Annotated in this window: 11 protein-coding genes, 1 riboswitch and 1 other annotated feature (1 of these 13 cut by a window edge); of the genes, 1 reads left to right on the forward strand and 10 read right to left on the reverse strand. The window is 38.3% G+C overall.

Translation table 11 applies throughout. The annotated features are described in order from the left end of the window. Nucleotides 1-125: 125 nt before the first annotated feature. The 8 genes from FDO66_RS07220 to zapA form a co-directional block, all read right to left on the reverse strand. On the reverse strand, nucleotides 126-1,355 hold the full coding sequence (locus FDO66_RS07220; protein WP_141431971.1) for an aspartate kinase: 1,230 nt from the start codon (nucleotides 1,353-1,355) through the stop codon (nucleotides 126-128). A gap of 230 nt (nucleotides 1,356-1,585) precedes the next feature. Then, a riboswitch (Lysine riboswitch) is annotated at nucleotides 1,586-1,766 on the reverse strand. A 65-nt stretch (nucleotides 1,767-1,831) separates the two neighbouring features. Further along, nucleotides 1,832-3,607 carry an excinuclease ABC subunit UvrC gene (gene uvrC / locus FDO66_RS07225; RefSeq protein WP_141431972.1) on the reverse strand — a complete coding sequence of 592 codons (1,776 nt, stop codon included), beginning with the start codon at nucleotides 3,605-3,607 and terminating at the stop codon, nucleotides 1,832-1,834. 191 nt (nucleotides 3,608-3,798) lie between these two features. Next, on the reverse strand, nucleotides 3,799-4,113 hold the full coding sequence (gene trxA, locus FDO66_RS07230) for a thioredoxin (protein ID WP_141431973.1): 315 nt from the start codon (nucleotides 4,111-4,113) through the stop codon (nucleotides 3,799-3,801). A gap of 246 nt (nucleotides 4,114-4,359) precedes the next feature. Further along, nucleotides 4,360-4,770 carry a DUF350 domain-containing protein gene (locus FDO66_RS07235; protein WP_141431974.1) on the reverse strand — a complete coding sequence of 137 codons (411 nt, stop codon included), beginning with the start codon at nucleotides 4,768-4,770 and terminating at the stop codon, nucleotides 4,360-4,362. A gap of 18 nt (nucleotides 4,771-4,788) precedes the next feature. After that, nucleotides 4,789-7,143, reverse strand: coding sequence for an endonuclease MutS2 (locus FDO66_RS07240; RefSeq protein ID WP_141431975.1), 2,355 nt, complete (start codon nucleotides 7,141-7,143; stop codon nucleotides 4,789-4,791). Between the two features lie 379 nt (nucleotides 7,144-7,522). Then, entirely contained in the window at nucleotides 7,523-9,244 is a 1,722-nt protein-coding gene (gene polX, locus FDO66_RS07245; RefSeq protein WP_141431976.1) for a DNA polymerase/3'-5' exonuclease PolX, read from the reverse strand. A 61-nt stretch (nucleotides 9,245-9,305) separates the two neighbouring features. Beyond that, nucleotides 9,306-9,848: a CvpA family protein gene (locus FDO66_RS07250; protein WP_141431977.1), complete on the reverse strand. Its 543-nt coding sequence runs from the start codon at nucleotides 9,846-9,848 to the stop codon at nucleotides 9,306-9,308. A gap of 5 nt (nucleotides 9,849-9,853) precedes the next feature. Next, nucleotides 9,854-10,114 carry a cell division protein ZapA gene (gene zapA / locus FDO66_RS07255; RefSeq protein ID WP_141432055.1) on the reverse strand — a complete coding sequence of 87 codons (261 nt, stop codon included), beginning with the start codon at nucleotides 10,112-10,114 and terminating at the stop codon, nucleotides 9,854-9,856. A gap of 475 nt (nucleotides 10,115-10,589) precedes the next feature. Here zapA and rnhC point away from each other — a divergent pair, with 475 nt between their 5' ends. Beyond that, nucleotides 10,590-11,531 carry a ribonuclease HIII gene (gene rnhC / locus FDO66_RS07260; protein ID WP_141431978.1) on the forward strand — a complete coding sequence of 314 codons (942 nt, stop codon included), beginning with the start codon at nucleotides 10,590-10,592 and terminating at the stop codon, nucleotides 11,529-11,531. Between the two features lie 149 nt (nucleotides 11,532-11,680). Here rnhC and pheT read toward each other — a convergent pair whose 3' ends face one another. Next, a complete protein-coding gene (gene pheT / locus FDO66_RS07265; protein ID WP_141431979.1) occupies nucleotides 11,681-14,095 on the reverse strand; it encodes a phenylalanine--tRNA ligase subunit beta in 2,415 nt (804 codons plus the stop codon). 24 nt (nucleotides 14,096-14,119) lie between these two features. Then, nucleotides 14,120-15,157, reverse strand: a complete 1,038-nt coding sequence (pheS, locus tag FDO66_RS07270) for a phenylalanine--tRNA ligase subunit alpha (protein ID WP_141431980.1) — start codon at nucleotides 15,155-15,157, stop codon at nucleotides 14,120-14,122. A 67-nt stretch (nucleotides 15,158-15,224) separates the two neighbouring features. Further along, nucleotides 15,225-15,256: a binding site (T-box leader), on the reverse strand (it continues 253 nt past the right edge of the window).

Consider the following 15,256-nt stretch of genomic DNA (forward strand, 5'->3'; position numbering starts at 1 on the left):
AAATAGATTTAAATACCTAGACTACCTAATCATTTGTCATAATTTTTAAAAAAATATAACATATCGAATTTAAAAAAGCTTTCAGTAATCTATCTCACTGAAAGCTTTACTATATAGAAACTTTATTATACGTTCACAACTTCACCTGCAAGCTCGAATGCAGTATGGAGGGCTTCAACTGCTTGGATCATTTGAGATTCTTCCACAACCGTTGATACTTTGATTTCAGAGGTGCTAACCATTTTTACTTGAATGTTAGTAGATGCAAGAGCATCGAACATTTTTGCCGCTACACCCGGGTTGGAAATCATACCAGATCCAACAATTGAAACCTTCGCTAAACCACATTCTGTTTCAATATCTTTATATTGAAGCTGAGCCTTATTTTGCTCTAACACTTGTAATGTATTCGCTAAATCATCTTGTTTAATCGAAAAAGATAAATTCGTTAATTGATTATCTGTTGAGCTTTGAATAATGATATCTACATCAATATGATTGTTTGCTAGTGTTGAGAAAATAGTAGATAGACTAGTTAGAGAGTTAGCTAGTCCACTTACCGTAACCCTTGAAAGCGCCCCCTCAAAAGCTACTCCACGTACGACTAAATTTTGTTCCATTGAAACTTCCTCCTCTATGATCGTCCCTGCTTCTTTTTCCATACTTGAACGTACTTCTAATGACACGTGATAGTTTTTTGCAAATTCCACTGCTCTCGGATGCAAAACACCTGCGCCTAAATTAGCTAGCTCCAGCATTTCATCATAGGATACAGACAAGAGCTTTCTTGCATCTTTCACGTAGCGCGGATCTGTTGTAAATACACCGGTAACATCAGTGTAGATATCACATTTATCCGCTTTTAGCGCTGCCGCAAGTGCTACAGCCGTCGTGTCAGAACCGCCGCGTCCGAGAGTAGCAATGGCGTTTTCTGCTGTGATCCCTTGAAATCCAGCAACGACAACAATTTTACCCTCTTGTAATTGGCGGTGAATGTGATCTGTTTCGATATGAAGGATACGTGCATTTCCATGCACAGATTCCGACTGAATCCCCGCCTGCCATCCTGTACAAGAAATAGCATCATAGCCCTTCTCCAATAAAGCCATCGTTAAAAGAGATATCGTCACTTGTTCGCCTGTAGATAAAAGGACATCCATTTCTCGTTTAGAGGGCTGTGCCGAAATCTCATTTGCTAAGCTTACGAGATGATCTGTCGTCTTCCCCATGGCTGAAACAACGACAACGACGTCATTCCCTCTCTTTTTTTCTTCAATCACTCGTTCAGCAACATTCATTATTTTTTCAGCACTTCCTACCGAAGTACCTCCAAATTTTTGAACAATGATTCCCATTGACTCCCCAACTTTCTCAAATTTATAGTATTTTTTGGCTTTTTTTGTGCTAGAAAAAGTCGGTAGAGTTCATTACATTCACCATGTAAAACGCTTGTAAATGATCGTATGGATAAGTAATAGACGATCTTGTCTTTCTCACTTTATTTTTTCCTAAACAACAAAAAAAGCAATGAGAACATCTCATTGCTGTGCAGACTAAACATTTCATACCATTCTATAAGCACAAACAGCGAGATAGCTCTCCAAGATAATGCGTATCTTGACAATCTTGCATTTATTCAATGCAAAACCAGCAAAGAAAGTGATGAGACTTCCTCCACTTCGGCGAACCTTCCCTTTCTTAACCCTTCTTTGAAGCTCATTCTTCTCCAGGTTATTACTTATGAAGCTCGCACCTCTACCTTCACCTATTAAAAGTGTCGAATATTAAATTAAAGCTCTATTATTTTAGCATAATATAAAATAAAATACAATTATTTATCTTGCAACTTTTTTTGTAGATCTTCAGCTACCTGAGCAGGTATCCCTATTTCTGTGAACTGTGCAATCGTTGCTTCTTTCATTTTTTTGACAGAACCAAAGGTCTTTAATAACAGTTTTTTTCGTTTTTCACCAATTCCAGGAATTTCATCAAGCATGGATTGAAAAGCATTTTTTCCACGTAATTGGCGATGAAAGGTAATGGCAAATCGATGGACTTCATCTTGAATTCTTTGCAGCAAATAAAATTCCTGGCTGTTTCGAGGAAGGGGTATCGTAGATAAAGGACTTCCAAATAAAAGCTCTGACGTTCGATGCTTTTCATCCTTAATTAAACCAGCTATCGGAATATCTAGGCCTAGCTCATTTTCCAACACATCTCTTATTGCCTCTATATGCCCTTTGCCACCATCAATGATAATTAAATCAGCAAGCGGCAGTCCTTCTTTTAAGACGCGCGTATATCTTCTTCGAACGACTTCTCGCATTGATTCATAGTCATCTGGCCCTTTGACTGTTTTGATTTTGTATTTTCGATATTCTTTTTTCTCAGCTTTTCCATCTATAAAGACCACCATTGCAGAAACAGGATTCGTTCCTTGAATGTTGGAATTATCGTAAGCTTCAATTCGATAAGGGGTATAAATGTTCAACTGCTTCCCTAAATTTTCAACTGCTTTGATTGTTCTTTCCTCATCCCGCTCAATAAGAGAGAACTTTTCAAATAATGCAGCTTTTGCATTTTTGCACGCTAATTGAACGAGTTCTTTTTTTTGGCCTTTTTTTGGCTGTACGACTTTTATCTTTAACAGCTCTCCTGCCATTTCTGCTGAAACCGACTCTGGAATAAGGATTTCCCGAGGCTTGAAATGATTCGCCTTTGAGTAAAATTGCCCTAGAAAGGTTAGCATCTCTTCGTCCGGCTCTTGATAAATCGGAAATAAGGAAACGTCTCTTTCGATAAGCTTTCCTTGTCTAATAAAAAAGACTTGCACACACATCCAGCCCTTATCGACGGAAAATCCGAAAACATCTCGATCCGTCAAATCCTTCATCATCATTTTTTGCTTTTCCATGATCGCCTCTATATGGGCAATTTGATCACGATACTCTTTAGCTCTCTCAAACTCCAGCTCTTCAGCTGCTGCTGCCATTTTTTCAGTTAAATCCTGTTTGATCTTCTTATATCCGCCATTCAAAAAACTAGTAATATTTTCAACAATTCCTTCGTATTCTGCGCTTTTTACCTCCTTCACACAAGGAGCCAAGCATTGTCCCATATGGTAATATAGACAAACACGGTCTGGAAGAGTCGCGCACTTTCTTAAAGGATATATTCGATCTAGCAGCTTTTTCGTTTCATTTGCAGCCTGTACATTGGGATAGGGGCCAAAATATTTCCCTCTATCTTTTTTAACCTGCCTAGTCGTAATTAATCGAGGATGTCTTTCTGCTGTCAGCTTTATAAAAGGATAGCTTTTATCATCCTTTAACATAATATTATATTTTGGATCATGTTTTTTAATTAAATTAATTTCTAAAATCAATGCTTCAATATTAGAAGAAGTAATAATATATTCGAAATCCTCAATCTCATTGACTAGCCTCAATGTTTTCCCATCATGAGAGCCAGTAAAATACGATCGAACTCGATTTTTTAAGATCTTTGCTTTACCTACATAAATAACCGTTCCTTGTCGATCCTTCATTAAATAACAGCCAGGCTGATCAGGCAATAGCTTGAGCTTATTTGAAATCATTTCATTCAACTTATTCAACACCCCCTTAAAAAATCTTCTTTTTTCATCATAGTGATTTGTTGTGAGTTCAGCAAGACAAAAGTCAATTAATAGGCTAAAAAAGCATCAAAAAAGAGGCTAGATCGTCATCCTCTGCTACCTCTCCTTTAAAATCTAAGGGAGCAAATAGATGACATCCAGCCTCTTTTTCATTCATTTAATTATACATGTTTTGTTAAAAGTTCAGACAAAGCTTCTTTTGGCTGGAAGCCAACAACTTTATCAACCACTTCTCCATCTTTAAATACGATTAAAGTTGGAATGCTCATTACTCCAAATTTTGCAGCTGTTTCTTGATTGTCATCTACATCAAGTTTAACGATTTTTACTTTATCGCCAATCTCATTATCAAGTTCTTCAAGAACTGGAGCAATCATTTTACAAGGGCCGCACCAAGGTGCCCAAAAATCTGCAAGTACAACACCTGTACCTGTTTCAGTAGAAAAATTTTGATCAGTAACGTGTGAAATAGCCATGTTACTTACCTCCTTAGTTGTTTACTAAAATACTAACGACAGTATATCATCGTTCTTTTCATCATGCTAATAATTTGTTTCAGCTTAAACATACTCTCGAACAGTTCATGCATGGAGCTAAACAAACATCAATTTGTTTCACACTTATTTTTAGTTATTCCAAAAAAATAGATAGATCATTCCTGATAATAAGAACAAGCCGCATAGGATAAGGAGTATTTTCACTAGCTTAATCATCCGAACCACCTATTGCATAAAGCTTGCGCCAATGACATAGGATAGCCCAATTGAGATCATCATGGAAATAAAACCGACTGCCCGATTATCCTTTTCTATTTCTTCATCGATTTTAAATTTTGGGGTTAAAAACTCATAGATAAAATAGCCAACAAGCAGCAAGAAAAAGCCAAAAATCCCCCATCCAATCGTGGTTATAAGATTATCATGATGCTGAATTGAAAAGCGGAAAATATTTGCAATCCCAAAAATTTTCCCACCTGTCGCCATCGCCACAGCTATATTCCCATTTTTTATTTCGTCCCAATTTTTATATTTTGTGACAAGCTCAAAAACAGATAAAAATACGATCATGCAAAGGATCACTACACTATAGTTTGCTGCAGTTTTGACAAATTCGTTCTCCCAAAAATGATTCATACTTTATTCTCCTGTCCCTTATTTTAATTCAACAACAGTCACTCCGCTTCCACCTTCACCAGCATCACCGAAACGAGCTTTTTTCACTGAACGATGGTTTCGTAAATACTCGCCAACTCCTTGTCTAAGAGCACCCGTTCCTTTTCCGTGAATAATTGAAACACGAGGATATCCTGCCAAAACTGCATCATCAATGTATTTTTCAACTTTTAGCAAAGCATTCTCATATCGTTCACCACGTAAATCCAGTTCAAGGCTTACATGATAATCTCTTCCCTTGACCGTTGCCAATGGCTTTGTTTCTACAAATTTAGGAGCTTGAATGAATTCCAAGTCTTTTTCATGAACCTTCATTTTCAAAATCCCAATTTGTACTTGCCATTCCTGTTCTGTGATTTTTTCAATCAGCTGTCCTTTCTGCCCAAAACTTAATACTTTTACTTCATCACCACGATTAAAAACATGGTGTTTCTTTTTATCTGACACAGCTTTTTTTGTAGGCATGGTAGGAGCAGCTTCATTGAGACGTTTTCTTGCTTCTATTAATTCATGCTCTTTTACTTCAGCTTTTTTCTCTAATTGAATTTGCCTTAGCTCACGAATGATTTCATCCGCTTCCCGCTTCGCTTTTTCAACAATTTCAGCTGCTTCCTTCGAAGCTTTTTCAACTAATAAATCTTTCTGGCTATAATATTCAATCGTTTGCTTTTGAAGATCCTTATGAAGCTTTTCAGCAGATTTTAGTAACTCATCTGCTTCTTTCCGTTCATTTTCAGCTAATCGTTTGCTCTCTTCTAAAGAAGCAATCATGTTTTCAATTTGATGGCTATCCGCGCTTACATGTGATCTAGCTGTTTCTATTACAGCTTCATTCAAACCGAGGCGCTTTGAAATTTCAAATGCATTACTGCGACCAGGGACACCTATTAACAAACGATATGTTGGGCTTAATGTTTCAATATCAAATTCAACGCTGGCATTCATTACCCCTTCACGATTATAACCATATGCCTTTAATTCAGGATAATGTGTAGTCGCAATCACTTTTGCTCCTCGATTATAGGTCTCGTCTAGGATGGAAATAGCAAGTGCTGCCCCTTCTGCCGGATCAGTCCCTGCTCCAAGCTCATCAAATAATACAAGACTATTTGCTTCAACTTGATTTAGGATGTCAACAATATTAACCATATGAGATGAAAAAGTACTCAAGCTTTGCTCTATAGATTGCTCATCGCCAATATCTGCATAGACAGAATCAAAAACAGCTATTTCTGACCCATCTAAAGCTGGTATTTGCAAGCCAGCCTGTGCCATAAGAGTACAAAGGCCAACCGTTTTTAAAGTAACAGTTTTCCCACCTGTATTTGGTCCAGTGATGACAATTGTGGAATAATCTTTACCAAGGGCAATATCATTTGCCACCACTTTCTCTTTGCTAATAAGTGGATGTCGGGCTTTTATTAAAGAAATTCGACCTTCTGAATTTATTCTCGGCTTCGATCCTTTAATCTTGGTACTATATCTTGCCTTTGCAAACATAAAATCAATGTCAGCTAAAACAACAATGATCTCGCCTAATTCACTTTGAAATTCGGCAACCTTTAATGATAATTCAATTAGGATTCTTTCAATTTCCTGCTGCTCCTTCAAACGAATGGCCTGGAGTTCATTATTTAATTGAACGATGGATTGAGGTTCAATAAATAAAGTTTGCCCAGATGAGCTTTGGTCATGAATGATTCCACCATAATGTCCACGGTATTCCTGCTTAACAGGTATTACAAATCGATCATTCCGTATCGTCACAATCGCATCAGAGAGCATTTTTTGAGCATTTGAGGAGCGAATCATGCTTTCAAGCCTTTCTCTTACCCTCGCTTCTTTTGTTCGCAATTGAATTCGAAGAGAGCGAAGCGTTTCACTTGCTTGATCTAATACTTCTCCGTTATCATCAATGGCAATCCGAATAGCTTGCTCTAAATCTGCAAGAACAATGATTCTGTCTACTAATTCCTTTAAAATCGGAATGCTTTCTTTTTCTTCTGCAAATTCCTCAATAAATCGTTTGATGACTCTGCTGGCATGAACTGTACTTGAAACTTGAATTAGTTCATGCGGACTTAGCATCCCGCCAATGACCGCTCTTTTTATGTGTGGACGAATGTCATAAATCCCACCAAGTGGAATCGTTCCTTTCATTCTTAATACGTTTACTGCTTCATCTGTTTCTTCTTGTCTTTTCACCACTTCTTCAAAATCGACAGAGGGAGTTAACCCATCTGCCTTAAGCATTCCAAGAGAAGAAGAAACATTCTCCAGCAACTGTTCCTTTACTTTTGTAAATTCTAATACTTTTAGTACTCTATCTTGCATGGAGTTTTTTCCTCCCTTAATTAAGAAAAACGCAAGCGCCTTGATCATCGGCGTACAAACTGGAGGGGCTTCGACTGAGATAAGGCGAACCTTCCAGCAGGGTGTTCTTTGTCTGATGGTTAGCCTGAGCCGATCAGGTTTTTACGGGCAGTTTTTTATCTATTGTACATTTTTTCAGGTCATATCTTACTGCCCGTTAAAACGTGATAAAGGATACACGATAAGCGACAGCGAATCGATGTTGACTTATCGTAGGGAGAAGACCTGAAGTTTGATAGTCGATAGGCGCTGGCCGATTAAAAGTGCCATGGCCTTATGTCTTCATCGGCACTGGTACATCCTATATGTCGGAGCTAGACAACAGTCTACCTGCAAAAACTTACCCTTTCTTTTTCCTTAAAAAATTCATTAAATCTGTTATATCCATTGTATTTAAGATCGTACTCTTATTCAACCAGCCTTTTTTAGCAGTTGAGACTCCAATATTCATATGACCCAGCATATCAATATTATGGGCATCTGTATTAATAACTATTTTGACGCCTGCCTCCTGTGCTTTCTTTAAATATGGAGGCGCTAAATCAAGTCGATGTGGATTGGCATTTAGTTCAAGCGCAGTATTCGTCTCCTTTGCTAACTTAATAAGCATATCCATATCAACCTCATAGCCTTCTCTCCTCCCAATTAAACGACCGGTTGGATGAGCAATGATATCAACATTAGCATGGAGAAGTGCTGTCTTTAAGCGCTCCATCATTTTCTTTTTTGGCTGTGAAAAAGAGGAGTGGATAGAAGCAATGACAAGATCCATTTCCTCTAGAAGGTCATCATCATAATCAAGTGTCCCATCAGGTAATATATCCATTTCAACCCCGGAAAGAACCGTAATATCATCATATTTTTCATTGATTCGTTTAATTTCTTCCTTTTGCTTTCGAAGCCTCTCTGGAGTAAGTCCGTTTGCTACTTTTAAATATTGAGAGTGATCAGTAATCGCCATGTATTGATAGCCTTTTGCTCTACATGCTTCTACCATCTCTTCAATAGAAAAAGCTCCATCACTCCAGGTTGTATGCATATGAAGATCACCTTTAATATCTTGGAGAGATACTAAGCTTGATTCATGATCAAAAGATTCAACCTCTTTTCCGTCCTCCCGTATTTCTGGAGGAATAAAAGGTAAGCCAAAATGAGCATAAAACTCTTCTTCTGATTGAAACGTCTTCACTTTATTCGTTTCACTGTTTTCAACACCATATTCACTTATTTTTTCTCCACGCTCTTTCGCAAGCTGTCTCATGCGAACATTGTGATCCTTTGAACCAGTAAAATGATGAAGTGTTGTAAAAAATTCGTCTGGTTTCACAAGTCGAAAATCGACAGATACATCATAATCTAGCTCTAATGTAATGGAAACCTTTGTATCACCAGAAGCAATAATTTCTTTTATTCTAGAAAGCTGAAGAAGCTGATCCTTTACAATTGATGGATTTTCTGTTGCAATGATAAAATCTAAATCTTTTATCGTTTCTTTCATTCTCCGAATACTTCCAGCTCTTGAGAATTTCTCAATTCCCTTCATTTCAGATAATGCAGCTTCAATCGATTCTGCAATCGGAAGCATGTACGCAATTGGAAGTCTTTCAGGCCTTGAGCCTGCATTCTTTAAGGCCTCCAAAATTTTCTCCTCTGTTTTCTTTCCAAAACCCGCTAGCCCTTGAACTCTCCCTTTTTGACAGGCTTCTTCAAGGTCCGCTGCATTTTCTACCCCAAGCTCTTGATATAACTTGGCTATTTTCTTCCCGCCAAGACCTGGAAGCTGGAGTAATGGAATCAAACCCTTAGGCACCTCACTCTGCAGCTCATTTAGTACCGTTGAACTTCCAGTTGAGATATATTCCTCTATAACAGCCGCGGTTCCTTTTCCGATTCCCGCTAGCTTTGTAAAATCCGTTAGCTCTGTTAAGCTTTGATCATTCGCTTCAAGTGCAGCAGCAGCTTTTCGAAACGCTGACACCTTAAAAGGATTTTCTCCCTTTAATTCCATATAGATGGCTATTTTTTCGAGCAGCTTTACTACATCTTTTTTATTAACCTTCATTATTTATCACCTGCTTTAATACGTGGATAAAAAGCTATTTTCATCCATCAATCAAATTTGCCTAACTTGCCGCGTAACTAATCCATAAATCTCTTATTTTTTGAGACAAATACGGTGTATGATCAATCATTAAATTTGCCATAAAAGAATTCTGCAACGGAGCTTGAATTGTTTCATTTGGCAGCAATGCAGCTATGTATAGTAAAATAAACATGATAAGATAAACTTCGATAACGCCAAAAATACCGCCAGCTAGTGCATTAAACTGCTTTAAAATAGGTAGTTGAGCAATAAAATCGAGCATACTTCCAATTATTTGTATGATCACTTTCACAGCTAAGAAAATGATGACAAAGGCAATAGCGCGGTAATAGGCGTCTTCAAAATTTGCCTGGTCAAAGAACATTTTTACTGTAGAGTTACTATTGAGGTTAGGATAAGGAATCCAAAGCGTCAGTTTTGGAGCGAGCTCCATATAATATGCTTTCGCTACAAGAAAAGCGATAATAAATCCAGTTAAGTGGATAAGTTGTAGGATCAATCCCCTCTTAATTCCAACGAAGAAACCAAATATTAAAATAATAATAATTGCGAGATCTAGCATTCCAGTCAGTCCTTTACTCTTTTTAATTCAAGTTCAAGCCGTTCAAGACGATCTTTTATCTTTAAGTAGTCATTAACGGCATTGACCGCAGTTAAAACGGCTAATTTATTCAGATCGAGTGAAGGATTCTTAGAGCTGATTTCACGCATTTTATCGTCTACTATCGATGCAACATGACGGACATGGCTTGAGCTTTCAGTGCCCATAATGATATATTGTTGTCCATATATATCTACACTTGTACGGTTTTTCTCAGTTTCTGACAACATCAATGCCCCCAATCTAAAGAATCCTAATGTATATGATAACATGAACCCATTAGACTGGAAAGTAAAGCCTTACAAATCAAACAGAAAAGCGGAAGCGCCTTGATCATCGACGTACAAACTGGAGGGCCTTCGACTGAGATAAGGCGAACCTTCCATCAGGGTGTTTTTTCCTGATGGTTAGCCTTAGCCGATCAGGTTTTTACGGGCAGTTTTTTATCCACCGTAGTACATTTTTTCAGGTTATATCTTACTGCCCGTTAAAACGTGATAAAGGATACACGATGAGCGATAGCGAATCGATGTTGACTTATCGTAGGGAGAAGGCCTGAAGTTTGATAGTCGATAGGCGCTGGCCGATTAAGTACGCCACGTTTTGTGGCAACATCGGCACTAGTACATCCTGTACGTCGAAGCTAGACATCAGTCTGCATTCCAAAAGTTATGCTTAACTAATGAAAAAGGAGAGATACGATTGAGCCAAGTGGTACTTCAATTAGCGATAAATGATATCAATAAAATGAAAAAATATTATGAATCAAATTTATTAGGTAAATTGCCGCCAGGAAGTATATTCGCTGCAAAAACCTCCAACTGCGCAATTACTGCATATAAATCTGGAAAAGTTTTATTTCAGGGCAGCGGAAGCGAAGAGGAGTCTGGGAAATGGGGAAATGGATTACCATCTAAGCAGAAAACAAATAAATCAGTTTCAAATTCAGATACATCCTTCCCATCTAATATTAGTGCCATGTCGGTTATTGGTTCAGATGAAGTCGGCACAGGTGATTATTTTGGACCGATTACAGTTGTAGCTGCTTATGTAAAAAAAGAACATATTCCATTATTAAAAGAACTTGGAGTTAAAGATTCAAAAAACTTAAAGGACGATCAAATTTCAGCAATCGCTAAACAAATCATTCCGATTGTTCCATACAGCTTATTAACACTTCACAATGAAAAATATAATCAACTCCAGCAATCCGGAATGTCTCAAGGAAAATTAAAAGCCCTGTTACATAATCAGGCCATTCTTCATGTTCTAACTAAACTAGAGAGTGAAAAGCCTGAAGCGATTCTTATTGACCAATTCGCAAAAAAAGAAATCTATTTTAACTATTTAAAAGGCCAAAAAAAGATTCAAAGGGAGAATGTTTATTTCAGTACGAAAGCAGAAAGCGTTCACCTCGCAGTCGCTGCTGCTTCGATTATAGCTCGCTATGCTTTTGTAAAGCATTTTGAAAAATTAAGTGATGAGGCAGGCTTTACAATCCCAAAAGGTGCTGGTTCACAGGTTGACGTCGCTGCCGCTCGCATAATTAAGGAAAAAGGACGGGACTCCCTTCCTCAATTTGTAAAATTACATTTTGCTAATACGGAAAAAGCGTTGAAGATTAGTAAAAGGAATGGGATTTAATTGTGAAAGCGGTCTCTATTTTGTTTGAAAACGTCTACTTTCCGGGTGAAAGCGCCTACTTCAAATGAGAAGCCGTTTTCAATCGAGAAAAGCACATACCATAAAAAATAAAGAAGCAGCCATATTCCGACTGCTTCTTCCCTTATTAACTATCCTCTTAAAACTGCACCAGCTTGGTCTTTTACAGCTTCTAATACTTTATCATGTGCTTTTGTAATATCTTCATCTGTTAAGGTACGTTCAGGATCAAAATATTTTAGTGAGAAGGCGATGGACTTTTTGCCTGGCTCCATACGTTCACCCTCGTATAAATCAAAGACAATTACTTCTTTTAATAGGCTTCCGCCTGCTTCGATAATAATCTTTTGAAGCTCTCCTGCTTCTTTTTCTTTGTCGACAACTAAGGCGATATCTCGTGTAACAGATGGGAAACGAGGAATCGCTTCATATTTTAATGGTTCAACATCAGCTTCTAACATTTTTTTCAAGGAAAGCTCAAATACGTAAGCTCCTTTTAAATCCAACTCTTTTTCTGCTTGTGGATGAATTTGACCGACAAAACCGATCGATTCACCAGAAAGGAATACTTCTGCTGTTCTTCCTGGATGCATTCCTTCCACATTTCCTCTACGGTATTCTACTTTGTTTTCTAAGCCTAGCTTGGCAAATAATCCTTCAAGAATTCCTTTTATCACAAAGAAATCAACTGGCTTCTTCTCACCCTGCCAAACATGTGAATGCCACAATCCGGTAATCGCTCCTGCTAATTGTTCTCTTTCTTCAGGCAGCTTTGAAGAATTGTCAGAAAGGAAAACCACACCAGTTTCGTAAACCGCTACACTGTCGTTTTGACGAGCAACGTTATACTTTAGTACCTCTAAAAGCTGTGGCACAATGCTTAATCGAAGAATGCTGCGATCCTCACTCATTGGCATATCAAGTCGAATTGGCTCTCTTTTTTCAAGCGCATATTGACTTGCTTTCTTTTCGTTTGTTAAAGCATAAGTAACTGCTTGGTATAATCCTGCACCTTCTAAAAATCTGCGTACTACGCGTCGTTTTTGTTGATATTCCGTTAAAGCTCCTGGAGTAAAAGACCCGATAGGCAAAGTTGTTGGAAGATTATCATATCCATAAAGTCTGGCAATTTCTTCTACTAAATCCTCTTCAATTGTAATATCTTGACGGCGAGTTGGAACAGTTACCGTAATGGTCTGGTTGTCAATAACCGATTGGAATTGTAGTTTATTAAAAATAGCAGCTGCTTCTTCAATCGTTAATTTAGTTCCTAATACCCGATTTACTTTTTCTAATGTAATAGAGACAACAGCTGGCTCTGCTGTTAGCGTATCAGCCTCACTTGTCCCTTCAAGCACTTCTCCCCCAGCATATAAAGCGATTAGCTGTGCTGCTCTTTCTGCTGCAGCTCGAACTCGGTTAGGATCTACACCCTTTTCAAAACGCGCACTTGCTTCACTTCTTAATCCGTGATCCTTCGATGCTTTTCGAATTATTAGAGGGCTAAAATAAGCTGCTTCAAGTAAAATCGTTGTTGTATCAGATTGAACCTCTGAATTTGCTCCACCCATGACACCTGCTAAAGCAACAGGCTCTTTCCCATTTGTAATAACTAGATGGTCAGCAGTTAATTCTCTTTTTACATCATCTAACGTTTCAATTACCTCTCCATGTTGAGCTCTACGAACAAGGATTTCCTTTGAACCAAGACGATCATAATCAAAAGCATGAAGTGGCTGGCCATATTCAAGTAGAACATAATTTGTAATATCGACAACATTATTATGCGGTCGAATTCCAGCTGCCATTAATCGTCCTTGCAGCCATAAAGGTGAAGGAGCTACTTTAACATTTTTGATGACTTTTGCAACGTATAATGGTGCATCTTCCTTTAGTTCAACCTTAACGTTAATTAAATCAGATGCTTTCGCTGTTGCAGGAGCATATTCAATCGAAGGAAGTTTCACTTCTCTTCCAAGAATAGCCGCTGTTTCGTACGCTACTCCAAGCATGCTTAAGCAGTCAGAACGGTTAGGTGTAAGGCCAAGCTCTAAAACCTGATCATCTCTTTGCAGCTCAGCTAGAGCATCTTCCCCAACCTGAACATCGTTTGGAAAAACAAAAATGCCTTCAGAAAATTCTTTTGCCACTAATTTGCTTTCGAAGCCTAATTCTTGAAGGGAGCAAATCATCCCATTAGACTCTTCACCGCGCAGCTTCGCTTTTTTTATTTTAAAATTGCCTGGAAGCACAGCCCCGACTGTTGCAACCGCAACCTTTTGGCCTTTATCCACATTCGGTGCCCCGCAAATAATTTGAACAGGGGCTTCTGCTCCGATATCAACAAGACATTTATTCAGCTTATCAGCATTAGGGTGCTTGTCGCGCTCTAAAACATGCCCAATCACTACCCCTTTAATGCCCTCGTTTAAAACTTCGATGCCTTCTACCTCAATCCCGCTCTTTGTGATCTTGTCGGCTAGTTCAGCTGCTGTAACTCCAGATAAATCCACATAATCCTGCAGCCATTTATATGAAACAAACATGTGTATTTCCTCCTACCAAGATTATTATTCATGCATTGAAAATTGTTTTAAGAAGCGAATGTCATTAGAATAAAAATGACGTATATCATCCACTCCATATTTTAGCATCGCGATGCGTTCTACACCGATTCCAAACGCAAATCCCGTATACTTTTTGGAATCAAAACCCGCCATTTCAAGCACATGAGGATGAACCATCCCTGATCCTAAAACTTCAATCCAGCCGGTTCCCTTACAAACTCTACAGCCTTTTCCGCCGCAAAGTTTACAGGAAATATCGACTTCAACAGACGGCTCCGTGAATGGGAAAAAGCTAGGGCGAAGACGAATTTCACGGTCTTCTCCGAACATTTTTTTCGCAAATACCTCAAGAGTTCCCTTTAAGTCGCTCATGCGAATATTTTCATCTACAACAAGTCCTTCAATTTGCATAAATTGATGAGAATGGGTCGCATCATCATTGTCACGTCTGTACACTTTACCAGGACAAATAATTTTGACCGGACCTTTCCCTTTATGCTTTTCCATTGTTCTCGCTTGAACAGGTGAGGTTTGAGTGCGAAGCAAAGTTTCTTCTGTAATATAAAAAGTATCCTGCATATCTCGAGCTGGATGATCTTTCGGCAGGTTCAGTGCTTCAAAATTATAATAATCTGTTTCAAGTTCTGGTCCTTCTGCTACGGTATAGCCCATCCCTAAAAATAAATCTTCGACCTCTTCAATGACTCTTGTAAGTGGATGATGATTCCCAGTCTTAATTGGACGTCCAGGAAGAGTGATATCGATCGTTTCAGAAGATAATTTTTCAATTACTGCAGCTTCTTCTAATTGCTTTTGCTTTTCGGCAACACTTGCTGCAATCGCATCACGAACTTCATTTGCTAACGCACCCATTTTCGGACGTTCTTTAGCAGATAATTTTCCCATCCCTTTCAGAACTTCTGTAATAGGTCCTTTTTTTCCAAGATAGGATACACGGATATCATTCAATGCCTTTAAGCTATCAGCATTTTCAATACTTTCAAGGGCTTCGGTTTGAAGGGCTTGTAATTTTTCTTGCATTGCTTTTCCTCCTTTAATCTTATTTATCGCATGACCATTTTTGACAAAATAAAAAACCTCTATCCCAAAAAGGGACGAGGTTTTGATTTCGCGGTACCA

Origin of the sequence: Bacillus sp. 03113 (genome assembly GCF_006546985.1) — a bacterium.
Classification (GTDB): Bacteria; Bacillota; Bacilli; order Bacillales; family Cytobacillaceae; genus VATK01.

What these genes read in the sequence shown, in the direction of transcription:
- FDO66_RS07220 (WP_141431971.1), bottom strand. Translation starts at nt 1,355, where the DNA reads ATGGGAATCATTGTTCAAAAATTTGGAGGTACTTCGGTAGGAAGTGCT.
- trxA (WP_141431973.1), bottom strand. Translation starts at nt 4,113, where the DNA reads ATGGCTATTTCACACGTTACTGATCAAAATTTTTCTACTGAAACAGGT.
- FDO66_RS07235 (WP_141431974.1), bottom strand. Translation starts at nt 4,770, where the DNA reads ATGAATCATTTTTGGGAGAACGAATTTGTCAAAACTGCAGCAAACTAT.
- FDO66_RS07240 (WP_141431975.1), bottom strand. Translation starts at nt 7,143, where the DNA reads ATGCAAGATAGAGTACTAAAAGTATTAGAATTTACAAAAGTAAAGGAA.
- polX (WP_141431976.1), bottom strand. Translation starts at nt 9,244, where the DNA reads ATGAAGGTTAATAAAAAAGATGTAGTAAAGCTGCTCGAAAAAATAGCC.
- FDO66_RS07250 (WP_141431977.1), bottom strand. Translation starts at nt 9,848, where the DNA reads ATGCTAGATCTCGCAATTATTATTATTTTAATATTTGGTTTCTTCGTT.
- pheT (WP_141431979.1), bottom strand. Translation starts at nt 14,095, where the DNA reads ATGTTTGTTTCATATAAATGGCTGCAGGATTATGTGGATTTATCTGGA.
- pheS (WP_141431980.1), bottom strand. Translation starts at nt 15,157, where the DNA reads ATGCAAGAAAAATTACAAGCCCTTCAAACCGAAGCCCTTGAAAGTATT.